Origin of the sequence: Mesorhizobium sp. M1E.F.Ca.ET.045.02.1.1, from assembly GCF_003952485.1 — a bacterium.
Classification (GTDB): domain Bacteria; phylum Pseudomonadota; class Alphaproteobacteria; order Rhizobiales; family Rhizobiaceae; genus Mesorhizobium.
Map to the genome: position 1 here is coordinate 417,098 of NZ_CP034447.1, position 24,661 is coordinate 441,758.

At 59.7% G+C, this 24,661-nt stretch carries 13 protein-coding genes and 7 pseudogenes; 14 read left to right on the plus strand and 6 right to left on the minus strand.

What is annotated here, in order from left to right:
• The first annotated feature begins 1,284 nt into the window (after positions 1-1,284).
• On the plus strand, positions 1,285-1,833 hold the full coding sequence (locus tag EJ070_RS01940) for a GNAT family N-acetyltransferase (RefSeq protein WP_126038112.1): 549 nt from the start codon (positions 1,285-1,287) through the stop codon (positions 1,831-1,833).
• 212 nt (positions 1,834-2,045) lie between these two features.
• Positions 2,046-4,427 carry a penicillin acylase family protein gene (locus EJ070_RS01945; protein WP_126038109.1) on the plus strand — a complete coding sequence of 794 codons (2,382 nt, stop codon included), beginning with the start codon at positions 2,046-2,048 and terminating at the stop codon, positions 4,425-4,427.
• A gap of 536 nt (positions 4,428-4,963) precedes the next feature.
• On the opposite strand, the pseudogene EJ070_RS01950 reads toward EJ070_RS01945, so the two are convergent.
• Positions 4,964-5,865: pseudogene (locus tag EJ070_RS01950) on the minus strand (IS110 family transposase); the annotation flags it as partial.
• 717 nt (positions 5,866-6,582) lie between these two features.
• Between EJ070_RS01950 and EJ070_RS01960 the strand changes: the two are divergent.
• On the plus strand, positions 6,583-7,740 hold the full coding sequence (locus EJ070_RS01960) for a hypothetical protein (RefSeq protein WP_189350321.1): 1,158 nt from the start codon (positions 6,583-6,585) through the stop codon (positions 7,738-7,740).
• Positions 7,741-8,049: 309 nt separating this feature from the next.
• Here EJ070_RS01960 and EJ070_RS01970 read toward each other — a convergent pair whose 3' ends face one another.
• Positions 8,050-9,285 carry an acetyl-CoA carboxylase biotin carboxylase subunit family protein gene (locus EJ070_RS01970; protein WP_126038100.1) on the minus strand — a complete coding sequence of 412 codons (1,236 nt, stop codon included), beginning with the start codon at positions 9,283-9,285 and terminating at the stop codon, positions 8,050-8,052.
• 322 nt (positions 9,286-9,607) lie between these two features.
• A pseudogene (locus tag EJ070_RS01975) lies at positions 9,608-10,798 on the minus strand (IS3 family transposase).
• Positions 10,799-11,047: 249 nt separating this feature from the next.
• Here EJ070_RS01975 and EJ070_RS01980 point away from each other — a divergent pair.
• The 11 genes and pseudogenes from EJ070_RS01980 to EJ070_RS02020 all read left to right on the plus strand — a co-directional run bounded on the left by EJ070_RS01980 (position 11,048) and on the right by EJ070_RS02020 (position 19,475).
• Positions 11,048-11,761, plus strand: a complete 714-nt coding sequence (locus EJ070_RS01980; RefSeq protein WP_126038098.1) for a hypothetical protein — start codon at positions 11,048-11,050, stop codon at positions 11,759-11,761.
• Positions 11,710-12,714, plus strand: a pseudogene (locus tag EJ070_RS01985) (IS21 family transposase); the annotation flags it as partial. The gene EJ070_RS01980 and the pseudogene EJ070_RS01985, both read left to right, overlap by 52 nt.
• Before the next feature lie 81 nt (positions 12,715-12,795).
• A pseudogene (locus EJ070_RS01990) lies at positions 12,796-13,395 on the plus strand (ATP-binding protein); the annotation flags it as partial.
• 647 nt (positions 13,396-14,042) lie between these two features.
• Positions 14,043-14,345, plus strand: a pseudogene (locus EJ070_RS36855) (recombinase family protein); the annotation flags it as partial.
• A 239-nt stretch (positions 14,346-14,584) separates the two neighbouring features.
• A pseudogene (locus EJ070_RS36860) lies at positions 14,585-14,656 on the plus strand (hypothetical protein); the annotation flags it as partial.
• Positions 14,657-14,762: 106 nt separating this feature from the next.
• Positions 14,763-14,921 (plus strand): IS66 family insertion sequence element accessory protein TnpB, encoded by a 159-nt coding sequence (gene tnpB, locus EJ070_RS36100; RefSeq protein ID WP_210211049.1) that lies wholly within the window; start codon positions 14,763-14,765, stop codon positions 14,919-14,921.
• A gap of 65 nt (positions 14,922-14,986) precedes the next feature.
• Complete coding sequence (locus EJ070_RS02000; RefSeq protein WP_245455127.1) at positions 14,987-16,672, plus strand: IS66 family transposase; 1,686 nt, start codon at positions 14,987-14,989, stop codon at positions 16,670-16,672.
• Between the two features lie 74 nt (positions 16,673-16,746).
• The gene (locus EJ070_RS02005) at positions 16,747-16,935 is read left to right on the plus strand and encodes a hypothetical protein (RefSeq protein WP_126038095.1); all 189 of its coding nucleotides are present in this window, start codon (positions 16,747-16,749) and stop codon (positions 16,933-16,935) included.
• Positions 16,922-18,991, plus strand: coding sequence for a recombinase family protein (locus EJ070_RS02010; protein ID WP_126038092.1), 2,070 nt, complete (start codon positions 16,922-16,924; stop codon positions 18,989-18,991). The genes EJ070_RS02005 and EJ070_RS02010 overlap by 14 nt, the downstream gene beginning before the upstream one ends.
• 41 nt (positions 18,992-19,032) lie before the next feature.
• Positions 19,033-19,239: pseudogene (locus EJ070_RS02015) on the plus strand (transposase domain-containing protein); the annotation flags it as partial.
• Positions 19,191-19,475, plus strand: a complete 285-nt coding sequence (locus tag EJ070_RS02020; RefSeq protein WP_348629315.1) for a hypothetical protein — start codon at positions 19,191-19,193, stop codon at positions 19,473-19,475. The pseudogene EJ070_RS02015 and the gene EJ070_RS02020, both read left to right, overlap by 49 nt.
• Before the next feature lie 278 nt (positions 19,476-19,753).
• Here EJ070_RS02020 and EJ070_RS02025 read toward each other — a convergent pair whose 3' ends face one another.
• From EJ070_RS02025 to EJ070_RS02035, 3 genes are all read right to left on the minus strand, one after another.
• Complete coding sequence (locus EJ070_RS02025; RefSeq protein WP_126038089.1) at positions 19,754-22,453, minus strand: lyase family protein; 2,700 nt, start codon at positions 22,451-22,453, stop codon at positions 19,754-19,756.
• Positions 22,453-23,403, minus strand: a complete 951-nt coding sequence (locus EJ070_RS02030; protein WP_245455126.1) for a cysteine synthase family protein — start codon at positions 23,401-23,403, stop codon at positions 22,453-22,455. The genes EJ070_RS02025 and EJ070_RS02030 overlap by 1 nt, the downstream gene beginning before the upstream one ends.
• A gap of 118 nt (positions 23,404-23,521) precedes the next feature.
• Entirely contained in the window at positions 23,522-24,571 is a 1,050-nt protein-coding gene (locus tag EJ070_RS02035; RefSeq protein ID WP_126038084.1) for a hypothetical protein, read from the minus strand.
• Between the last annotated feature and the right edge of the window lie 90 nt (positions 24,572-24,661).

Genomic DNA, 24,661 nt, shown 5'->3' on the forward strand with positions numbered 1-24,661 from the left:
CGCATTAGGTGCGACTGCTTCGCTCGCCGCTATCGGCAACGGGTAGCAGTTTCGCACAGCCCGCTGCGGCATGGCTGGGCTTGGTGCCCAGACAATACTCGACCGGAGGAAAACAGACGTTGCTGGCATCAGCAAGCGGGGAACTGCTATGTGAGAAAGCTCCTGGTACATGGAGCGCGATCCTGGTTTCGGCATCTGGACCGAACGCGCGATAGCTTTGTAAGCTGGCTCAACGGGCCTTTAGTGTCGCATGCATCCGCACAAAGCAGTCGTCGCACTTGCCGCCAAGATGCCACGCATTGTCTGAGTGGTTTAACCAAGCCGGGTGCACTCTACGAACGCAGAGATCCTGCTTTCGCTGATGCTTGCGGCTCGATTGCAAGGCTCGTGAATCGAGATAACGAAACAGTGGACCAGCATGCCGTACGCCCTGTGCAAAAAAGCGGGCTTCGTGCCCGAATTGGGAACGGCGTGCGCGGATCTCGTCAGTGGCCTGGCTGCAACAGGAGTCCAGTCGCGAGAGGCCGGACACATTTATGCAACTGAAATCGTCATTCGTGATGTCGCGACACCTTGCACGGACGGGGCAGACCATACATTTTTTGACAGAAGCTCCCAGTGCCGAGGCTTCTCATCTGGTCGGGGAGCAGCTTCTTGAGCTTTGCGTTCTCCTTCTAGGGCCTTCAGCCGCTTGGCATCAGAGACTTCCATCCCGCCTTCCCGTGCTGGCGGACCAGATCGCCCGCCTTCGCACCCGCCTCATGCTCGCGGAAAACCGCGATGATTCCGTGAAACGCTTTCCCTTCATCTGTCCGTCCTTCAATCGAGGCCCGACTCCAATCTCAGGTGAAGTAAATTACCCGTGGCAGGTCAAAGCAAGACACGTCGGATCACGGAAATGTCCAAACGTTCAGACTCAAAACAAATTTTTTAATGTTACGTTTGCCGAAAAGAAAATTAAGATACCCTTCGCTCAAATTAACATTCAGCCTTTTGTTGGTGTGATAGATTTTGGGCGATACCGGTCGAGGACGGCGCCATGGCCGCAACCCTGCAATCGATAGCTTTGTGCACCCGTGCACGAGGTGACAACATCCAGCGTAAATAGCTGCGGAGCTGAAACTATGGAACGCCTGCCGATAACTGCGGCCTCTCAACTTGCATGGCTGGCAACCAGATTGTCCGACCAGTTTTTTTGGTCCCGTCGGTGCATTTCCTGAAGGGCGCCAAGGAGGCGTTTGCGCTTTGCCGACATCCGTTTAGAAAGATGGATGAGTTTGACCGATGAGGCTGACGACTGAACGTCTCATATTGCGTCCCTGGGAGGACAAAGACCGGGGCCCAATGGCACGAATTTACAGTGACGCGCACGTCAGACGCTTCTTTCCCAAAGTGCTGACGGTCGAGGAAGCGAATGTCAAGATCGACGTTGCGATCGAGCGTGCCCGGACCAACGGGTTTCATTTTCAGGCCGCTGAGCTGAAGGGCAGCGGCGAGCTTATCGGTATGATCGGGCTCGGCGTCTTCTCAGAGGCGGTGCAGGCGGCAATTCCCAGCCATCGGAGCGTCGAAATCGGATGGGTGCTCGCAAAGGAACATTGGGGCAAAGGATTCGCGACCGAAGGTGCGCGGGCATGGCTCGAGTACGCCTGGTCAATCGGTCTGCCGGAGGTCGCGGCCTTCACAGCCAAGGAGAACGAGCCGAGCCAAAAGGTCATGCAGAAGATCGGCATGATTTATGATCCCGCGGGCGACTACGAGAACCCCGAGTTCGGCGCGGGCCACTGGTTGCGGCCTCAAGTGGTCTACCGGAAGCGGAATCCGACGTTGTAAGAGCGGCATCCCATCAATTGAAAGAAGCGGAGGATGAGATTGCGATGTCAGCCGAGCAACGCGTCCCTCCAGCTGCACGCGGGGGAGCGTCCACCTATCGCTTTCGGATTGAGCGGTCGACAAGCTCGGTCCGCAATCCCGAGCCATAGTATGTAGCGGCGTTAACTTTTTCACGGGCCACGCGGGCACGGCCCAGAGCAAATAGGTTCTTCATGCTATCGACACATGGACAAGCAACTCAGTCAATCAGAAGCATCGAGGTCAGCGGCCTCAATGAACCGGTCGAAATTGCTATCGATAGATGGGGGCTGGCCCACATTCGCGCGCATGGCTTGGAGGATCTCTTCTTCGCACAGGGTTACAACGCCGCGCGCGATCGCCTGTGGCAGATTGACCTTTGGCGCAAGCGAGGACTCGGACTATTAGCGGCGGATTTCGGTCCCGGATTCCTCGAGCAAGATCGCGCTTCCCGTCTTTTCATGTACCGCGGAGACATGGCAGCCGAGTGGGCGGCATATTCGCCTGACGCCAATGCGATTTGCCAAGCATTTGTCACCGGGATTAATGCCTACGTGGACCGCGTGAAGCGCGGCCAGGAAAGGCTTCCTCCCGAGTTCGGGAAGCTCGGCACTAGTCCGTCGCGCTGGAAAGCCGAAGACGTCGTACGCATCCGAAGCCACGGCATTATACGCAATGGGGTCTCTGAGATTGTGCGGGCGAATGTTCTGGCAAGGGCAGGAACGAGGGTGGATGCCCTACGCAGATATCTTGAACCTCAGGTTCAGCCCGCTACCGATCCCAACCTGGCATTGAGGGCCATTCCTCTTGCCGTCATCAATGCCTTCAATTTGGCGACCGCTTCCGTCACCTTCAGTCAGGAACGCCTCACTGCCCGCCTGGAGATGGCCGCTCTCTGGAATCGCGTCGATACGCTGGGAGAGGTCGTACAGGCAATCGAGTCGGAAGGTTCGAATAACTGGGCCGTCTCGCGCTTACGAAGCGCAACCGGCCGTCCCATTATGGCGATGGACCCGCACAGGCCACAAGCGGTACCGGCGCTCCGCTACATGGTGCACCTCTCGATGCCTGGCTTCGATGCGATTGGCGCGGGCGAGCCTGCCGTGCCCGGCATCTCTCTGGGGCATAATGGTCGCAGCGCTTTCTCGCTCACCATTTTCCCCGCCGACCAGGAGGATGTCTACGTCTACGAGACGAAACCTGGCGATTCGGTCGCCTACCGCTATGGCGACGGCTGGGCGACCATGACGGCAGTTGAGGAAGTGTTCGATGTGAAGGGTTGCGTGCCGCAGATCCTACCCTTGCGCTTCACTCGGCATGGTCCAGTCGTCTACGAGGATAGGGAAAGCCGGAAGGCTTTTGCCATTCGCACCCTTTGGAGCGAACCGGGGTCGGCTCCCTACCTTGCAAGCCTCTCCGCCGTGCGCGCCAAATCCTTCGACGAATACCGGAAGGCCCTGCGCAACTGGGGAACGCCTTCGACCAATCACCTCTATGCCGACGTAACCGGGACGATTGGTTGGCAGACGGCCGGCAAGATCCCGATCCGGCCCAACTGGAACGGACTTTTGCCTGTGCCGGGCGACGGACGCTACGAGTGGAGCGGCTATGTGGCGCCTGAAGATTTGCCGTCGGCCCGAAATCCCGAACGGGGCTTCCTTGCGACAGCCAACGAGATGAATCTGCCGTCGGGCTGGAAGGTGGACAATCCACCGATCGGATACGAATGGAGCGACCGAAGCCGGGCGCAACGCATTTGCCGCGTTTTGGATGGCCAGCCGAAACACACACTCGGCGACTCTTGTGCACTTCAGAATGATCTTTATTCGATCCCAGCGGAGCGCATGCAGGCGATCCTCCGCCATCTGCGGTTCGAAAACGAGGCAGCGGGCCGTGCGGCAGCCCATATGCTCGCTTGGGACTGTGTGACGGATCCAGAGTCGTCGCCAGCCGCACTTTTCGAGACCTGGATCACAAGTCACCTGAAACCGGCGCTTTATCAGGCTTTCACGAAAGGCGATAAGATCGACGCTCTACTGCAGCCCGGCGACATCCAATCCGTGCTCTCGTTTTCGGAAAGGCCCGAGGAATGGTTGGAGAGCAATGCCGACGCGGCGCGCCGGGACATTTTTCAGCATACGCTGGGGGCGGCATGGCGCGACTGCGAAACCCGCTTCGGAGGAGCCCCTAGACTTTGGCAATGGGGCAAGCTCCATAAGCTATCTCTTGAGCATGCGCTGAGCCGCGCTTTCCCCGAACTGTCGGCGTCCTTCGACCTAGAACCTATGGAGCTTGGCGGCAGCGGCTCAACACCGATGTGTGCTGTCTACCGGCCCGACGACTATCAGACCATCGCAGGCCCGTCCGTGCGAATGGTCATCGATGTAGGAAACTGGGACAACAGTCTTTTTATAAATTTTCCTGGGCAGTCGGGCGATCCGGAGTCGCCGAACTACAGCAACATGAAGGAAGATTGGCAAAACGGCAAATACAAGCCACTCCTCTATTCGACGGAAGCAATCGAGCAAGCGACAGCATTGCGGATCATGCTGAAACCGGTCCGACGCCCGCAGTGATGCGAGTGGGCAAAGCCAACCCGGTCTAAATCGCGCCGGCCGAGATGAAGTAAGAAGACGTCTGTGACTGAAATCGAAGACATGAAGCCTTGGAAGTGGCCCGATGATCGTTGGCGCAATCACGAACTAAACGACTTGCGCTATGGTGGAAAATCGATCGGCCCGCCTGTCTTGGGGGCAGTAGGGAAACAGGTGCGGAATGCCCGCATCATATCTGTGCTCCAAAAAATGCGACATCAAAGCTGCTGGCCCAGCCTAGCTGTTTGATCCCAGGCTCACATGACGATGCTGAGGTCAAGAGGTGTGTTAGGACGGCATCGTATTGCTCCCAATTGGTGGCGGAATCCAGAGCTGGGCCCGATTGCGTGACACGGCTCGGTCAATCGAGCCTAATCAAACTCACATACGGTCGCCGCTTCAGACGGCTGCACCAATATCCCTTGCGGCGGCAGGGGCCCAGAAGGCGAGACCCATCTTTGATACGGCATTCTAGCCAGCTGGGATCTCGGTTCGCCTCCTGGATCCGCCGAGGCTGATCAGGCCTCGAGGGATGAGTGTATCGGTGTGATCTCGTCAGACGCCTTCATGACAGCACCTTCGATGACGACGCCCGCGGTCACGTATTTCCACAGCGCCACGAGCAGCTTCCTTGCAAGGGCGACGATGGTTGTCTTTTTGAGGCGCCCTTGGTTGCGCATCACGCGTTCATGGAACCAGCGGGTAAGCGCTGAACTCGGTTGATTGCGCAGCCACAGCCAGGCCAACTCGATCATCGTCGTTCGCAGTCGGGGTTGCCGGCCTTCGAGACGCCTTGCTGGCGCTGGACCAATGCGCTCTGCCAAGGCGTTGGCGCGAGCCCGGCATAGGCGGCGACCTGCCGGCGATTATCGAAGTGCCGGAACAGACCTTCCGAGTAGAGGATGGCGGCACAGTCGGGGCCGATGCCCTTGAGATCGAGCAATGTCGCTGCTGGAGTTTCGGCGACTTCGATTGCCAGCAGAGCGTCGCGCTCGGCCTGCACCTCTTTGATTTGGGCTATCACCAGTTCGAGTCGGTCGAGCTCGCGACGGATTTGCCCCTTCAGATGTTCTGGCAGTGCGCGGCCGTCGCCGGTCCTCAATTCCTCAAGCCGATGTCGCCGGTCACGTCCCAGCGGCTCGTAGCCGGTGATGCCCTGAGCAAACAGCAGGCCCTTGATCCGGTTGACATGGCAGGTCCGCTGACCAACCAGAGCCTTGCGTTCACGGCCGATGCGCCGATGGTCCTCCTCCTTGACGCTCGGTACCCTAACCATCGCGCACACGCGCGGCTCGCCTCGTTTGTAGGCGAGCAGCTCACGCACCAACGCCTCACCATCGATCTTGTCGGTCTTGGCACGACGCCGCCGGCGCGGCGTGGCAATCGAGGCGGCGTCGACGACATGGCTTTCGATCCCTTCGGCCGCTTTGCCCGGCTTCAGGACAAGGCACAGGCGCGCACCGGCCGGGACTTTGCGCTTGTGGTCATTCAGGAGGCGGGTCTCGACGGCTTCTGGATCCATCGAATCCTGGGGGGCGGGAACGGACCTCGGTGGCCGATTTGCCGACCGGTCCGAGAGAGCCTAAATCGACGGTGCTCTTGCGTCGCCATGAGAGCTTTGTCACTGGCCGCGGGGCTAAACGAGACGCCCACCTTTCCGCCTCTTCGGCGCGCAAGCCTCGGCCTGAAAGTCAAGCGAATTGAGAAACTGCCCCCCCTGTTGCCTCACCCGAAGAATGTTACCTTACGATGTGGCGGGTTGAAGAAGCGGGGAGATCGCCATCTAGTCGCCATTGGTTATTTCAACGGCTGTCTCTTTACGCCAGGCTTTCACCGCTATTTGCACCGTCCGCAGGCTTTTGTTCGTGAACCGTCTTTGATCGACGTTCATCAGCCGCTGCAGCACCGTGCCCGAATCTGAGCCTCATAGGGCTCAAGCATGCTCGGTCTCTTCGGATAAGGCTTTGTCCGCCGATAAGGCCTTTTATGGGTGGGTCGCACCTCACCGCCCTGCCAAGCCGTCTTCAGATTTGCGGTAAAGCGCTGCAGATCGATGACGACCGGTTCCTGTGGCGTTGTTTGCACTCCACGACGATCGACCCGTCTTCCCAGATCTTCCTGTGCCGCACGGATGCCGGTGAACAGCATCACCGGGTCCGCCGTTGCGAGCATCGCACGCAACGCAACAGCTCCTTGTCGTCCTCCGCCACCTCTGGATGGCACGCTCGACCGGCGGCGCTGGCGGATGATAGCGCTTAATCACACGCGCGCCGATACGGGTCTTCTCTCGCAGCTTGAACGAGGGCTGGAAGAGATTGCCGTGCAGCCGCACTGCGTCATAGAGACGAACAAGCGCCGCCGTGGCTTCCGCACCCACGAACCTGCCATAGCCGACCAGGCGACGAACGATGGCACCGTTCTTCTGCTCGACCCATGCCTGATCATTCTTCCGATAAGCACGGGAACGCGTCACTTCCAATCCTTGACTTCTGCACCAGGAGACCACGAGTTCATTCATGAAGGCGCTGTCATTGTCAAAGTCCACGCCTTGAGCGGAAAGGGGAACAACGACCTGGCCCGCTTGATGGCAGCGATGACAAGACCACTTCCTCGCGTCCGCACCGGCACGCACTCGGTCCAGCCTGTGGCGATATCGGTCAAGACCATCGTTTGCACAAAGCTGCCGGACGAAGAGGTGCCGGAATGGGCAACGAAGTCGACCTCGACATATCCGGGCGGCGGATCATTCCAGTCGCCGAAGGTGCGCACCGGAACCGACGTACGCACCGCAGAACTCAGTCCGGCGCGACGGCGCTGCCCCCCGCGAGCTACAGCACGCACTTCCGAAAGCAGGCGATCCATCCGCTGCGCTGATCGTCAGCAGCTTGTCGCGAAGTTCGCCATCCAGATCGAGCCGGCCATGCCGCTCAAGAGCCGGCAGCAAAATGGGAATCAGCGGTTTCAGCCGTTTCGAGCAAAGGCGATCGGACGCCTTCCACAATGCCACCAGCGCCTCCAGAAACTTCGGCGCCATAAAGCACCGGATATTGTCGGGTGGGCGACGGACCGGCAGCCCGAGGTCGCAACACCCGGATCGCACGTTTGCGATGATAGCGACTGCGACGAACTCGTCCAAAATCCCTTGTTTGTCGGCCCGCAGCCCGATCGATATCGCTCGACAATCGCTTCAACCAATTCCAACCGTGTCGCCATGCTAACCCGCCCTGCCATCCAGCCTCCGAATCAGGATGACAACAACGGCTTCATCCCCTCGGGACGGCGACCCTATTGGTAACAATCAACGTGAGGCAATGCGGGGGGTCAGTTTCTCAATTCGCCCGACACCTGAAAGTATAGCCGAGAAGTCTAGTTGTGATTAGAATGGTTCCGCGTCGATCGTCATCCTTACAGTAGACGATCTTCGTCTTTCGGGATGTAGCGTCAGCCCGCAGTCTGCGAACCGCTTTTCAAGAGCGTCGCGCAGCACCACTGCCTGTTTTCGGTTCGGCAATGGCAGATGGCATCATCGGCATAACGCTCGAACGGGAGGTCCGGATGGTTCCGCTGCATCCACATGTCTGGCATTGCGCCGAACGGACTGTACCTAATTGCCAAGGGTCGGGAATGGTGTGATGGACCAACGAATTGAGTCGACAGCACGCTGGAGTATCGCCTCCGTCCGGGCGGGGCAGGCTGACGCGGCGATGACATGTCCGAGCTTGTCTAAGTAATCGCCTCTCCTAACGATCAGCGTCTTGGGTTCAACATACAATTTGACCTCGGCGACACCTGATATAGCAGCCGCCTGACTGTTTCCATCTATCCAGTCGAGGGTGCCATCGTCATCAGGGACTAACATACGCGCAGCCGCAGTCTGCGAACGCCTCCTGCTCAAATTGCATTCGTTGCCGATGACAAGCTTGATGTGCTCGGAGATGAGATCGACACCGTAAGCCAGCTGAACAAGCTGAGGATCGGGCGCGCCAGCAAGGCGCGGATTGACTTCAATGACGACTGGGCCAAGCTCCGTCCACCGGAATTCAATGTTCGTTGGCCCCCAGCCGAGGTCGAGAGCTCGCAAACAGTTCAGTGAAACAGCGGCGATACGTTTGTTCTCGTCCTCAGTCAGCACGGCCGGATAGTTCAATTGACGACAGACAAAATGCGGTGGTGGGCCGTATAAAGCGGCGCCTATCGCAATCACCACATTTCCCATTATCTGAGCGATATAGAGAGGCCCCTGGGCGAACTCTTCGACCAGTATCCTCGGCGAAGACCGCCATAGGTGCTCCCCGCCCAACAAATAGGTCATATGTTCGGTTACCTCGTCGACACTGCGGCACAAACGGACACCGCTGCTGCCGGCGCCCACGGCTGGCTTAAGGATAACCGGGAGGCCGATCTCCACGGCAGAGCTTTCTGCCTCCGTCGCATTGGTAGCCAAGCGAAATTCAGGTATTGGAACGCCGGCCTCCGCAAGGAGCTGACGTTGAACGGATTTGTCGCAGCATCGCTCAATTGATGCAGGGTTCGGTCCCGGCAGATCGAAGTGCTGACCGAGCTTACCAGCTGTCACGCAGGCCGACTCGTCGGCGCGCGAAAAGCCAGTAATACCAGCAATGTCGTAGTTGGCACGTAGCCGGGAACATTCACGGATCAGCGCATCGAGATCGTCTGTATCCACACGGATTGCCTCATTCTCTTCAGCTGCAAGATATTTGTACTGAGCTGGATTAGCCGACAGGGTAATTGGATACAGACCGAGACGCTGGGCCGCTTGAACGTATAGAAGACCCATACGCTGATGGCCTTCAACTAGGATGAGCGCTCTTCTTGCCATTGGCTGTTCCCCAAGGTTGCGTGGTGTGCGGCAGTCGGAGCGGAACGGCGCAGCTGTTTCAGCCGTGCCTGACCTCAGACGCTGTGGTGAACCTACCATTGTCAGCGATTTGCGGTTGTGAAGATAGTTTAAGGTTGTGTTAATGCCGAGCGACGCACTGAAGCCCGAGCAAGTGTTGTCGTCTGCACGACCAGTGAGGGTCGCCCATGTAAGGGGCAAGTGACGCCTGGGTGTGGTCGTTGCCTGCTAGTCATCTTTCATCATGAGCAGCATGGTTCGAGCGCGCTGCTGCCGATGGTCGGACTGACGTTGCTCCCAGTTTCTATCCAGTTTTGAGTTCGTTTCCGGCGTGGGTTGTGCCCTGCTGGGCGGGTGAAGCGACGGGCGCTGGCCCGGAGCCTTTGGCATAGCGCAGCGCGAGCGACCGTCGCGGATTGAAGGTGCTGGCGAACTCTGCCGGGGTCTGCCAGGCGATTTGGGAGTGCGGCCGCGCGGTGTTGTAGTCGGCGTGCCACAGGGCGATGGCTACGCGCGCCTGAGCCAGCGAGGTGAACAGCGTCTCGTTGAGCAGTTCATCGCGCAGTCGGCCGTTGAAGCTCTCGATGAAGCCATTCTGCATCGGCTTGCCGGGCGCAATGTAATGCCATTCGACGCGGTTCTGATCCGCCCAGGCGAGGATGGCGTTCGAGGTGAACTCGCTGCCATTGTCGCTGACGATCATCCTGGGCCGGCCGCGCTCGGTGATGAGCCGGTCCAATTCGCGGGCAACCCGCATGCCCGAGAGAGACGTATCAACGACGAGTGACAGGCACTCTCTCGTGCAGTCGTCGACGACGGCCAGGATGCGGAAGCGGCGCCCGTCGGTGAGCTGGTCCGATACGAAGTCGAGCGACCAGCGCTCGTCGGGCCTCAGCGGCACCAGCATCGGCGCCCTGGTCCCGATCGCCCGCTTGCGGCCGCCACGGCGGCGAACGGCGAGCTTCTCCTCCCGATAGAGCCGGAACAGCTTCTTGTGGTTCACGACCAGGCCCTCCCGCCTCAGCATCACGAGAAGACGCCGGTAGCCGAACCGGCGACGCTCCTGCGCGATCGCCTTCATCGGCTCGCGAACCTCGCGGTCGTCCGGCCTGCTGGTCTCGTAGCGAACCGTCATGCGGCAACAGCCGATGGCTTTACACGCCCGCCGTTCGCTCACCCCGAAGCCTTCCTTCAGGCGAGCGACAGCTTTCCGCTTGGCCGCGGGCGTCACCATTTCTTTCCCACAAGATCCTTCAACGCGGCATTGTCGAGCATGGCGTCGGCCAGAAGCCGCTTCACCCGGGTGTTCTCGTCCTCCAGAGCCTTCAGTCGCAGAGCCTCGGAGACATCCATCCCGCCGAAGCGGGCCTTCCAGTTGTAAATCGAGGCGTCGCCGACCACGTGCTTGCGGCACAGATCGGCAACCGATACCCCGGCCTCAAGTTCCTTCAAAATTCCGATGATACTGCTCTTCAGAGAAGCGGCCGCGTTTCATGTCCTGGTCCTCTCGATGGGCCAGAGCGAACTTCAAACCGGATTAGATCAAAGGGGCAAGGTCAGGACCATTTCGGTGTTGGTTCTCCTTCAGCGCGGTTTTGACTATCGGCCTTGCGCCGATGGCGGTCGGAGAGCGCGTGCAACGTGAGCATGAGCCGATAGTCACGTCAACTATCAAATCTCGCAGTATCGGTCCGCATTCCGCTATATTAGAACCGCACTTCTTTAGCTGTCAGGGTGCATCTGCATGCAGGATAACGTAACGACATTAGACATTTCGAAGTTCATCTGTGCAGCGTACGAGCTGGCGCGTAAGTCCGGTCTCCACATCACGATGGGAGACGATTTTGAGGAGTACGTCAGGATCACTGACAGACTTCCTGGAAAGTCACCGACCTATCCACACTTTCGTCCGGACTGTTCTGATCTTCTACCTGGAAAGGCTTTCTGGATTATTGGCAGGGACCGGGAAGACAGGGTAGCGCATGTCCAAGCAATGCGGCTGTACGATCTCTCCACCACAAGTCTTGATGAGCACCTTGGGACGCTCAGAGACTGCTTCGCGGACCCTGGTCTTAAAGCAGGGCCTGGCTCTTCGTGTAGCTGCTACGCACCGTCCGCCAGAAGCATTACCGGGCTTGTAGCATATCGCGGCGACCTCTGGCTCCGTGAGGATTTTCGGGGACGCGGTCTTCTGTCCTTCCTTGGTCGGATCGCATTTGGAGTGGCATGGACTCAATGGTCGCCGGATTTCATTTACGCCCTCGTTGGTAGCTGGAACATCGAAAAGGGCATAGCAGATCGCAACGGCTATCTACACAAAGAGCCACATGCATCCGTCCTGCGGTTGCCAGCGCGGGGCATATGCGACGACGACTGGCTCGTTTGGTTGACCCGTGAAGACCTGCTGAAAATGCTTTCAAGTAGAAGCTGTTCGTCGACTATGCCGGCGACACGGTGACGGTAATGGTCGACCGCCTCAAGGGAAGGACGCGTCAGGCGCATCTGTTCCTGGCGGTGCTGGGCGCGTCTAGCCTGTCCTAGCAGAGGCACGTTGGAGCGCACGCTGCCCGACTGGCTCGGCCGCCAACTCAATACGCTCGAGGCATTCGGCGGCGCGCGCGCTGGTGGTTCCTGATAACGCGAAGGTCGCGGAGGCCGCCGCTACTATCCGCAGATCAACCGCACTTATGCCGGGATGGCGGCCCATTACGGCAGTTCGGTGCTGCCGACCAGGCCGCGCCGGCCGCGCGATAAGGCGAAGGTCGAGGCGGCGGTGCGCATTGTCGAGCGCTGGCCTCTCGGCCTTCTACAGTCTGGCCAAGGTGAATGCGGCAATCGGCGAATTGCTGGCCGATCTGAACGATCGTCGGGTGCCGGCAGCTGTTCGAGGAGGTCGACGGTCCGGCGCTCAAGCCGCTGCCGGCGGAATGTAAAGTCTTCGCCGAATGGCGGATCCGGCGTGCCGGTCTCGACTATCATGTCGAGATCGATCGCCACTATTACTCCCTCCTCTGGCCCTTCGCGCGCGAGCAGGTCGAGGCGCGCGTCAAGCGACCCGTCGAGTTGTTCTGCAAGGGCGAATGGATCGCCGTCCATTTGCGTTCCAGCGGCAATGGCCGGCACACCAGGGTCCCGATCACATGCCATCCTCGCATCGGCGCTTCGCTGATCGGACGATTGAGCGGATCGGCCACGATGCCTCGGCGTTCCGACGCGGCGCTGCTGTGCGAGAAGATCCTGGCTGACCGGCCACATTCCGAGCAGGGCTTCCGGGCCTTTCTGGGCATCACTCGCCTGGTCAAGGGATTTGGCAGGGAACAGGTCAATGCCGCCTGCGGTCGCGCGCTTGAGATCGGCGCGCGGACCTACGGCTCGGTCCGCTCCATTCTCGACAACCATCTCGACCGAGCGCCGTCGCCGCGGGCGGCGTCCCGCGAGCCATCGACCATTCCCAATCCGCGGCTGTCGCTATAACGACTGAAGTAGAAAGGGATGCTTGCACCCCCCACCCTCGATCGCCTGAACGCCATGGGCCTGTCCGGCATAGCCAGGGCATTCGACGAACTCACCGCCAATGCCGAGGTCGAACAACTCTCTCATGTCGAATGGTTGAGTCTGCTACTCGACCGGGAATGGAGCTGGCGGTACGATCGCAACCTTGCTGCCCGCCTGCGCTTTGCAAAGCTGCGCCACCAGACCATTCCCGAGGATGTTGACTATCGCAGCGCGCGGACTCGATCGGCTCCTGTTCCTCCGCCCCGACAATCCGGCGATCTGCGGGCCATCAGACGTCGGAAAGAGTTGGCTCGCCTGTGCGCTCGGCTACAAGGCCTGTCGCGATGACCGCTCCGTCCTTTACCAGAGCGTGCCCAGACTGTTTGCTCCCTGGCATCGGCGCGCGGGGATGGTCGCTATCTACGCCTGCTGCGCAAGCTCGGCAGTGTGCAATTGCTGATCCTTGACGATTGGGGCCTTGAGCCCCTCGACGGCCAGGCCCCTCATGACCTCCTTGAAATCCTCGAGGACCGCTATGGACGCCGCTCCACCATCGTAACCAGCCAGTTGCCCGTCTCCGCTTGGCATGAGGTCGTGGCGACCCAAGCAGCGCAGGATGCCCCTCTTGTTGATCCGGTTGGTATCTCATGTCACGGTGGTTGACCGTCGACACGCACCCTGTGGACAGCAGTTTGAGGTGGCATCACTTCGGTCAGTGCGCGGATCTGCCTTTTTTGTCATCCGCCTTCCGGATGGACGGTCGCGCAATATCCGCCGCTCAGTTACGAATCTGTCGCCTGCTAGCGATGATGATGGTGAACATCGTAGCGGGCTGGAAAGTTAATACCCGTTCGGACTTTGCTTCCTTTAGTGTATTGTGCGCGAATCACCTTTATAACTCAATGGCGAGTTGCGATGGTGCTCATGCTTTGGCGCATCGGATTGCGGTGGCTCTACCGGAGACCAGTGTTCCACTGGTACGGATCAAGCCAGATACGCCCAGCCTTTTGGAACAATCTCCCACCGGTATCTCAGCACCAAGTCGCGCAGATGCTCGCGCTGATCCGCCGGATGCCGCCGGACGCGCCAGCCGCGAGGGACCAGTTTGATGTTGGTTATTCCGAGAGCGGCCGTCCGGCGTTCAAATTTCGCTTACGTGTTGTGCGCCAATCCTCGATAAACTAGGTGCGCCACCATCAGGAAAGCACCGAACTTCAGCACAGCTTGGTGGACCGCGCGTCAGATTGGGCTGGCCGCCGGATCGTGTCGTCGCCATCGACGAGGATCTTGGAAAACCAGGAAACGGCCAAGTCGAGCGCGGCGACTTCCAATGGCTCATCGCCGAGATCGGGGCCGAGATCGGGCTCGGCAACGCGGGTCTGGTGGTCAGCCTCGATGCAGCGCGCAACAACCGGGACTGGCATCAACTCCTCGAGTTGTGTTCATTGCTCGGCGTTGTCATCGCCGATGGTGAACGTCTCTACGGTCCCTGCGCTTATCAAGACCGGCTGCTGTTAGGGCTCTCGGGGATCATGAGCGAAGCGGAGTTGCACCAGATCCGCACCCGCCTGCATCAAGGGGGACGGCAGAAGGCGGCGCGGGGCGAGCTTCGCATACCGCTGCCAGGTGGCTTGGCCTACAACCGCTCCGGCCAGATCGTGTTCAACCCTGATGAAGAGGTTCAGGCTCGGCTGCGTCTGATCTTCGACAAATTTAGAGAGCTTCAGACCGCGCGACGCGTTATGCGTTACCTGCGCACGCACGACCTACGCGTACCGGTGCGCCGATTCGCGGGCCGGCGCCCCATGAGCTGGTGTGGCGAGACGCCACCATCGCCGACGTCCATCATATTTTGCACAACCCGGCCTATGCCGGCGCATATGTCTACGGCCGGCGCCGAATAAATGCGATCCGCCAAGGTGCGGGTTCGCATCGCGCAACCTCGAAGGTGGCGTGGGCTCGGCATGTCGCTGTATGCGAAACGGCTCGAGAAGGGCCGGTTTCTATGGCCGTCGCCGGCGGACGGCACGGTTTCCATATCGCCGGCGCAGCTCGCCTACATGCTCGACGGGATCGATTGGCGCAACCCGGTTCACACGTTCCGCCCGCAGCGCGCGGGCTGAGTTTTCTTTGAGTTTGCGCCATTTTCCGCGAGTCAGCGGACGCGTTTTATGATTCACTCCAAGGCATGGTTGCCACCGCCCAGGATGCTGTTCCGGACGATATCGGCGCGCTGAGAGCACCGCTGACCGCGGCGCTGGCCAGAGCCGAAGACGAGGCCGCGCGCGCTGCGCTGGTCGAGGCCGAACTGGCGGTCGCCAGGGCCAAGGCATCGGATGATGCGGCGCTGATCGCACATCAGGATCTGACGATCCGCAAGCTGCAGCGGGCGCTGCATGGTCAGAGTTCTGAACGCTCAGCCCGCCTGCACGATCAGATGGAGCTCACCTTCGAGGAACTCGAGAGCACCGCGACGCAAGACGAGATCGCCGCCGAACAGGGCGCGGCCCGGACCACCGAGGTGGCGCCTTATGTGCGCAAACGACCGGCGCGCCAGCCATTTCCAGAGCATCTGCCGCGCGAATCGTGGTCGAGCCGGCGCCGACCGCTTGCCATTGCTGCGGCGGTCATCGGCTGCGCAAGCTGGGTGAGGATATCACCGACGCTGGAGGTGGTGCCGCGGCAATGGAAGGTGATCCAGCACGTGCGGGAGAAGTTCACCTGCCGCGACTGCGAGACGATCAGCCAGGCTCCGGCGCCCTTCCACGCCACCCCGCGCGGCTGGGCCGGTCCCGGCCTGCTGGCGATGATCCTGTTCGAGAAGTTCGGCCAGCATCAGCCGCTCAACCGCCAGGCCGAACGCTATGCCCGCGAAGGCGTGCCGCTCAGCCTGTCGACGCTCGCCGACCAGGTCGGCGCCGGCACCGCGGCGCTGATGCCGCTGTTCAAGCGGCTCGAAGCCCATGTGCTGGCCGCTTCACGTCTGCACGGCGACGACACGACGGTGCCGGTCCTGGCCAAGGGCAAGACCGATACCGGTCGATTATGGACCTATGTGCGCGATGACCGGCCGTTCGGCGGCGCCGATCCGCCGGCGGCAGTGTTCTACTATTCCCGCGATCGCCGAGGCGAACAGCCCGCGGCGCATCTCGCCGGCTGGAACGGCATTCTGCAGGCCGATGCCTTTGGTGGTTACGGCGATCTCTATGCGACGGGTCGTCAGCCGGCGCCTGTTCTGGAGGCCAGCTGCTGGGCCCACAGCCGGCGCAAAGTGTTTGAGCTGGCCGATGTCGAAGCGGCGGCGCGCAAGAAGGCGCGCAGCGAGAAGCCCAACCTGGTCTATCCGCTGGCGGTCGAAGCCGTGAAGCGCATCGATGCCTTGTTCGATATCGAGCGCGCGATCAACGGCCTGTTGCCGGCCCAACGCCACGCCGTGCGCCAGGAGCGGAGCGCGCCGCTGGTCACCGAGCTCGAGCGCTGGATGATCGAGACGCGCGACAAGCTCTCGCGCGGGCACGACCTGACCAAGGCCTTCAACTACATGCTGCGCCGCTGGTCATCCTTCACCCGGTTCCTCGACGATGGGCGGATCTGCCTATCCAACAATGCAGCCGAGCTAGCCCTGCGCGGCATCGCCATCTCGGGGTCATTCTGCCCATGTTGGGCAGGAGGTCGAGGTCCATTACCGTTGGCACCCGTATTTCGGACGTCGGCTTCGCTGCGAGAACAGCGAAGAGCGCGCCGACGGCCGGATCATTCACCTCGTCGTCGCGCCCGGTCATGTCATTACCGCTCCGGCCTGGATGATCGATCCCGTGGCTTGCGCGGCGATGGACCTGGGCCCCCCGCGCGTATCGCTTGCCGCGCTGCTTGAGCTTAACAAGCTCTTGATCGAACGCCGTTTCCGGCGAGGCTCTCCGGATGGTTTCACCATCGCGGAGTCGCAACATGAGAACCCTGCCACCCCCGACACGATCTCTCGAGGTCGTTCGCCAACTCAGCTTGCCGCTCGACTCGCAGAAGCTGAACGGGCTGAGTTCAACGCAACGGACCATAGTGATCGCCCGGCTCGCCAACGTACTGAGGGCCGCCGCCGGCGTGGCAACGGAGGAGGAGAGCTGCGATGACGAGCGGTAATCTGATTCCGACTGCCGTCCTCAAGCGCAAGGCCGTCGTCTATGTGCGTCAATCCACTCAGGCGCAGGTCCAGCTCAACCTTGAGAGCCAGCGTCGGCAGTATGAGCTTGTCGACGTCGCGCGGCGTTGGGGATTCCGCAAAGTAGAGGTGATCGACGAGGATCTGGGACGAACCGCAAGCGGGGCTGTGGAGCGTCCCGGTTTCGAGCGCCTGGTCGACGATCTGTGCACCGGCCATGTGGGCGCCGTGCTTTGCCTGGAGGCGTCCCGCCTGTCGCGCAACGGGCCGGACTGGCATCGGCTGCTCGAGTTGTGCGGCGAAGTCGATGCACGCGTGATCGATCTGGACGGAGTCTACGATCCGGGATTGCCGAACGACCGCCTGCTGCTGGGTATGAAGGGCAGCATCAGCGAATTCGAGCTCGGCGTGCTGCGTGCCCGCATGTACGAGGCCGCCCGCGCCAAGGCACAGCGCGGAGAACTGCGCATCTCCGTGCCCTTCGGCTATGTCTGGCACCGCGATTACGGTCTCGGGTTCGATCCCGACATGCGCCTGCAGGAGACCATTCACCTGATATTCGCGCGCTTCCGCGAACTCGGCAGCGCGCGCCAGGTCCTGATCTCGATGATCGACGATGGCGTGCATTTCCCCAGACCCTCCGACGGCAAGAAGATGGTGTCCTTCGACTGGGTTCCGATCCGTTACCGCAACGTGATCTCGATCCTGAAGAACCCATTCTACGCCGGCGCCTATGTCTATGGTAAAAGCGAGAAGCGCACTGAGATCGTCGATGGCCGCGTTCGCAAGAGCTATGGCCATTACAAGCCGGCTAGCGAGTGGGCGGTGGTGCTCAAGGACCATCACGAAGGCTACATCGGATGGAGCGAGTACGAACGGAACCAGGAACTGCTCGCAGCCAACGCTTACGGCAAAGCCGGCGGCGTCAAGTCGGGCCGCGGCGGTCGCGCGCTGCTCCCGGGTCTTATCTCCTGTGGTCGATGCGGGCGAAGACTGGTTGTCATGTATGCCGGACGCGGCCAAGGTTATCCGGTATATCGCTGCGAGCGCGGCAACCTCATGATGGCACAGGCGCGATGCATGTCGTTCAACGGCTTTCGCACCGACGCGGCGGTGACCCGCGAAGCGCTGGAGGCGGTTGCGCCGATGGCGATCGAAGCGGCGTTGGAGGCTGAACGGATGCAGCTGGAGAGCGAAGCCAAGCGGCGGCAGATGATCGAGATGGACCTGCAGCAGGCGCGCTATGAGGCATCGCTCGCCGAGCGCCGCTATGCCGCTTGCGACCCGGAGAACCGGCTTATTGCGGCCCAGCTCGAGAGGAGTTGGGAAGCCACACTCAGGCGCGTGGAGACCTGCGAGGCCCAGCTGAGCGAAGTCCAGCGTGTGGAGCCTGTCGACGCGGTTCCGGACTTCACGGGCCTCGCCCAGGATCTCGAGGCCTCCTGGAATGCGCCGGGTGTCGACATGCGCTGTCGTCAGCAACTGCTGCGCGCGCTCATCAAGGATATCGTGGCGGATGTCGATGACGATGCGCGCGACGTGATCTTGACCATCCACTGGCACGGAGGCCAGCACTCGCAGGTACGGGTTCGCAAGCCCAAATCCGGAGAGCATGGCCAGCGTACGCCTGAGGAGGCTCTGGCGATCATGCGATCCATGGCAACCCGGTGGTCGGATGCCGAAATCGCTGCCACACTCAACCGCATGGGCATGCAGACCGGTCAGGGAAAGACCTGGACCGCGCGTCGCGTCCAATCGCTGCGCACGGTGCACAAGATCAGCGGCTATCGCTCTTCCGACAAGAATGGCGAGTGGCTCACCATGTCGGATGCGGCCGCGAAGCTCGGCGTGTCGCACGTCAAAATCCGCCGGTTCATCAGGGATGGCCTCTTGCCGGCCGAGCAAGTCATGCGCGGCGCGCCCTACCAGATCCGCGCCAGCGACCTCGAAGACGAACGGATCAAGGCCGATTTGGCGCGCAATACTCCGCGTCGCATCCACGACGACAACCAGGAATCGCTGTTTTCCGCCATTTGAAGATGAGGTGCATAATGAATCAGTCTTCGCTCTCGGAAGAAAAGTCCTGGCTGTTCTGCGGTTCCGATCGCGGCGGACAGCGCGCGGCCATTCTGATCGTCAGCGCCAAGATGAACGATATCGACCCGCAGGCCTGGCTCGCCGACGTCCTCGCCCGACTGCCCGCCTATCCGGCCCATCGGATCGATGATTTGCTGCCGTGGAATTGGAGATCCGCAAAATTGCGGACCCAACCAGCGGCGGCCTGATCATGCAGCGCAATAAGGTGCATCACGTCTACACCGTCGAACGTGTCGCCAGGGACCTCGGCGTCAGCGAAGCGCTCATCCACGAACTGACCCTCGGTCTGGAGCCCGAGGACGGCGTCATCTGGGTGTACGGCGCCAACGATGACGACGGGATCTTGGCCTTCACCGATGAAGGCATCGAGGAGGTCAAACTCCTCCTCGAAGAATATCATCGCGTCTCCCCATCGAAAGCTTGACCCCAGCACTCCGGTGCTCAGGTTCTCATGGCCACCAGATACGCACGTCTGCGGTCTTCACCGGATGCGTACGTCGATGTTGTCGCCGGGCCGATTGTAGTTCCGTCGAGTTTTTTATTGACAAACCCAAAAAGGGCAACCCCCGTCACTGCAAATGACCGGAGCGTGTCGTGGCTCGTCCAATGGGGGAATGCCTAGGCTGCAGCCGCTGCGCCGCTCCAGCCGCGGACTGATCTGCCGATTATTATAAGATTAAGCGCTGTCCATATGTCGCTCGTTCAAGTTGCCTGATGATCATCAATAAGCTCATTCACCCTCTGTTTGCGGTGTATCTCAGCGTGCGCCCAACGCTCCCGTATTTCCGCGCATTTCAGCTGCATTTCGCCATACATCTTCTTTGCTACAGAAAGCTGATCATCGGTTGATCGTTGTCCGGGTCCTCCTCCGAACTGCAGAGCATCCCTGCATTCTTCAAGACTCTCCGGCAACACGCCAGTGAGGTGGCTTGCCAACTCGCTTCGGCGCTCCGCAACCGAGCTATCCAGAGACAGGCGTTGGGCGATCTCACCAATTAGTGTGTGGGCCTTCCTGAAAGGAACGCCTCGCGACGCCATCCGTTCTGCGGCGACTGCCGTCATGGGTGAGCCATCTTCCAGATTTTCACGCATTGACCGCACGTTGAAAGACATGAATTTCACAATGAGTGATGTGAGGGTGATGGCCCTCTTAAGGGCATCTTCTGCAAGGGCTAATGGAGAGCAACCGTAGTTGCTCGTTTCGATCGAGTTGCTGAAAGGCGATTTGCAGGTGGCTGTTGCCGCAGAAACGTAGGCCCCAATCGCTGTGCTTGCCGACCCCTTGACGTGTTCAAGCAAAAATGGGTTCTTCTTTTGGGGAAGCATGGAAGAGCCACCAGCAAGATAATGAGGAAGGTCAATGAGCGCGAACTCCCTGGTCGTCCAAAGCTGCAGGTCCTGGGCCACACGGCTGAGCAAAATTGCAACGCTAGCGAAGAGTGAAAGCCCTTGTAGGTGATGGTCACGGCTTGCAACCGCATCAAGCGAGTTGAATGACGGCAATTCAAATCCCAGAAGATTTGCTGTCTTCAAAGGGTCGATAGGCAGGCTGGTGCCTCCGCCGGCACCAGCTCCCATAGGGCAGTTCTTGATGTCTTCCAGGAGGCAATGGAGCCGCTGGCGCTCGCGCCGCAGAGCGAAGAAAACGCTGAGCAGGTAGTGCCCTGGCGATCCGGGGATTGCAATCTGGTACTGACTGTACAAAGGAGCAACAAATCTCGATGCTTCCTCCACGCGCTGAAGCAGGGCATCTTGTGCAATGCCTATTTCTTGGGAGATAGCACACCCAGCTTCCCGAAGGACCAGCAGAGAGATGGTCGCGTTCAAGTCGTTGCGGGATCTTGCAAGGTGCAGCCAGCCGGCCTTTTCCGGGCCAGCTCTGGCGGCAAGTTCTGCCTCATAGGCAAGGTAGAGGCCGCGCGGAGCATCGCGTCCCTCCAAAGACTGAAAGCCCTCGTCCTGGAGGTGAAAGATGTGCTTCAAGAGATCGGCAGCGACTTCCCGGTTGATCAAGCCCTGATCCGCGAGCATCACCAGATGTGCTTCATCTATGGTCGCCTGGTGCCGCAGAAGGCGACCGTCACGCGAGATTTCGATAGGCGGAGCGAGCAACTTCATCGCTTCGGGATGTAGGTTCCACCTGCCCTCGCTTGCCCCAGCGACTTGCTTGTTGTCCGATTCGCCAGCAGCCTCTTCCATATCCATCACCGTGGAATCGATCATCTGTTGAGCTGCTATAACGGCGGCGTCGAGTTCATCAGCGACGCCTACGGCGTAGGCTACTCGGTCTCTGAAATCGCCATTTATTTGAACATCCTCCCCCCCATATTTCAGAAGCCCCGCTTCGGGCACTGTCGGCCCTGGAGTTCGAGAAAAGCTCAGGCGTTTGAGCTTCCCGGATTCGTGAGCAAGGCGGAAACGGATAGCTCCCGCTCTTCCGCCCGCCCGCGGAGGCGTAAACCCTTGTCCCGCGTAAAGATTAATGACCATATCAAGGATTGAGGTGCGCAAAGCGTGCGACAGCATGACTGGAATCATTCCTCCAGCCAGTCTGGGATTGACCTCAATGATGACCGGGCCTGGCTCCGCTATTACGAACTCTACATGAGCCGGTCCGAACTCCAGGCCGAGCGCTGATACCGCACTCACGGCAAAACAGGCCAGTTCCTGGAGGGAGCGCTCCGGGAGCGGTGCCGGGAAGTCGTGCCCTACCTCGACGAAGCAGGGAGGCGGGCCCTTGTGCTTTGCAAGTATTCCAAGGCAATGCAGGGTTCCATCGTTCGCAATTATCTCTGCGGAGTATTCCTTACCCCTTATATATTTCTGGATGAGGACATCAGGGCTGCACAGACCTACCTGATCGAGTAACGCGCCCCTTGCACTCTCAAACGCCTTGATTGCGGCTGCCGCTGTATCGCACAACCGCACGCCACTACTACCACTACCGGAGACCGGCTTCACCACCACCGGCAGAGTGGCTTGGGCAAGTATCTTCTCCACGTCTCGGACGGAAGTGGCCAGTCGAGTCTCAGGGATCGTGATTGATTGTCGCTGCAACTCGGCCGCTTGCTTCCATTTGTTCCGGCAGGTAGCTATAGCCTTCGGATTGGCTGCTGGTAGCCCGATGGCCGTCGCAGCACTTGACGCTGCTTCCACAAAATAATCCGACGACGAGTATATTCCTGCCAGCCTTCCCAACTTGGCGGCGACCCCGATGAGTTCGTCCGGACTACGCGTTTCAGCTTCGACAACGTGAGCGACCGAGTCCTTCAGAAACGGATAACGCGCAGGATTACGCGTAACGAGATATGGTTCGAAGCCAAGAGCTCGGGCCCGTTTCATTAATAGTTCGCCGGTGCCCGTCGTGTTGCTTTCCACGAAAAGGAAGCTACCTCGGTTCATCAAGAATCGTCCTCCAGCAGGCTTAAGACAGCTTCCCGGCTTTTCCGATTCCAACGATATCGGTTCCATGGCGGAAGAGCGGTCGAGGGATGCTCTTCACTGGACGGAGCGTCCAGAAGAGCACCTTCATGCAGACATCCATTCTGCTTGAGCCACTCGTGGTCATAAACAGCTTCGGCATAGCGGTGGCCTTCATCTGCACATATGACGACCACGGTTTCTCCTGGATACTGCCGAGCGTGCCAACGCCCAACGATGTAGCTCGCCCCGGAGGTCGGACCGGCGAAAACGGCGTGCCGCTCATGGAGGGTATGCGTTGCAGCAAATGCGAGCGGAGCCGAAATGAGATGCACGTCGTCATACAGTTCATGCTTCACATTCTTGGGGACAAGACTGTTCCCCAGGCCCCGCAGTTTCCGGTCGCCATCCGGTTGGCCAAAAATGACGCTATTGAAGGTATCTACTCCGATCAGGCGCGCCTCCGGGGCTTTTTGGCGAAGGCGCTCTATCGTTCCGCAAGTAGAGCCACCAGACCCCACAGAACCGACCAAAGTTATGTCGGCGTCCAGCATCCCCGATAGTTGATCAGCAAAAAGCTTGTAGGCTGCGGGGTTGTCCGGTGTTTCGTACTGACGGGGCCAGAAACAGGAATGGCCCAACTGTCTCATCTTAGCGTGTAACGCGTCCAGCCGGCTTCGTTGGTAACCACCATCCTGGGCCTTTTCAGTTACTATGACGACTTCGGCTCCTAGAGAGCTCAACCTGTTTTCGAGACCTTTGTCCATCACCGGGTCCGTGAAGATCTCAAGCTGGAATCCACGTTCTCGGCAAATGACGGCCAGCCCCAGTGCGAAGGTTCCGCTTGAGGTCTCGAGAACTTTCATGCCGTGCGTCAACGTCCCTCGAGTCACCGCTTTCTCGATAATGTACTTCGCAGGGAGAAGCTTCATGAAAGCGAACTGCGCGAGATAAAGGTTTGTCCCGCACCTAATAATTCTAGGAAGAGCATACGCATCAGAATATCCGGAGAATAGAAGGTGTTTGCGAGCAGCGTCCATATTTCTTACCTCATCGGCAGCCAGTCATGGTCCGGTAAATTCTTGGCGAGTTGTCGAATCGCGACACATGTGCGAGCACGGACTGAATCTTTCGTGTAAAGTCATCCGCGGTTCGATCAAGCAGGATTCCAATCATGGTGCCGCTGTGCGCGACTATCACCCCGAGAGCGTCGGTGGCCTGCGATGCTTTCAACATCGAGTTCAGATGCTTCTTTGGAGTCCGCTCCTGATGCAGGAGAGCGCTGGCAGTGGCTATTTTGCCTATCGTCGCCGCGTCACCCCGCGGAATTGCTATCCGTGCGCGGTCCAGGAGTCCTTGATATTCTGCTCTTCGACTGGCGGAGATTTCACCTCGCCGTTGATCATAATCGACGGTTTTGATCGTCCCTCCTTCATCGATACCAACGATCGCAAGCGGCGGCATTTGGCCAAGGAACGAGAGAAGGTTACATGCTCGCTGTTGGTATGCAACCACACCCGGGTACATCACCCCGTCGGATGGCTCGATGTCCGCCATTAGCTTTTCGATCAACAGTGTCCGGATTCTACGCTTAAAGCAGCAGGCGATTGACCGTGCAGTCGCAACAAGATCGGCCGACGAACTCGCGAGTCCTTTGCCTTCAGGGAGCTCAGATTCCAAAAGGAGGATTCCTCCTGAGGCGCCGAGCGCAATCACGAGATTCTCAGCCAGCCGTTTCGCTTTGATTTTATGTGACGGATAAACGCTTACGGATTGTGTGCCTGCCATCGGCATGAAGTGAGCTCGCGCAAAGAGCGCGATAGGCATTGTGATCAAGAAGTGAGGGTCCCCGGGAACGGAACCGACCGGCAACTGTCCTTGGAGCAACTCGCCGAATGTGCCGCAACAAAGCGCGTCGCTAGAATAAACCCGTGGCTGTTGTCCGTCGTCGGCGATATTCTGGGCCGCATCTACGCCATCAAAGGTCTGATGATACAGGTACGGCCTCCAAACTTCATCGGCGGCCGCCTCGAGAAGTTCTCTAGTCGACATGCTCGCCCCGCCGGAGCCGATAGGATGGGTAGAATTTTGGATCGCCATATCACTTCCGCGTCAGGTACATTGAGTTGATCAGCCACTACGAGAACCTGAGGGCGCTGGCTGCCTGAGCAGGCGCCACAGTCCGCCGCT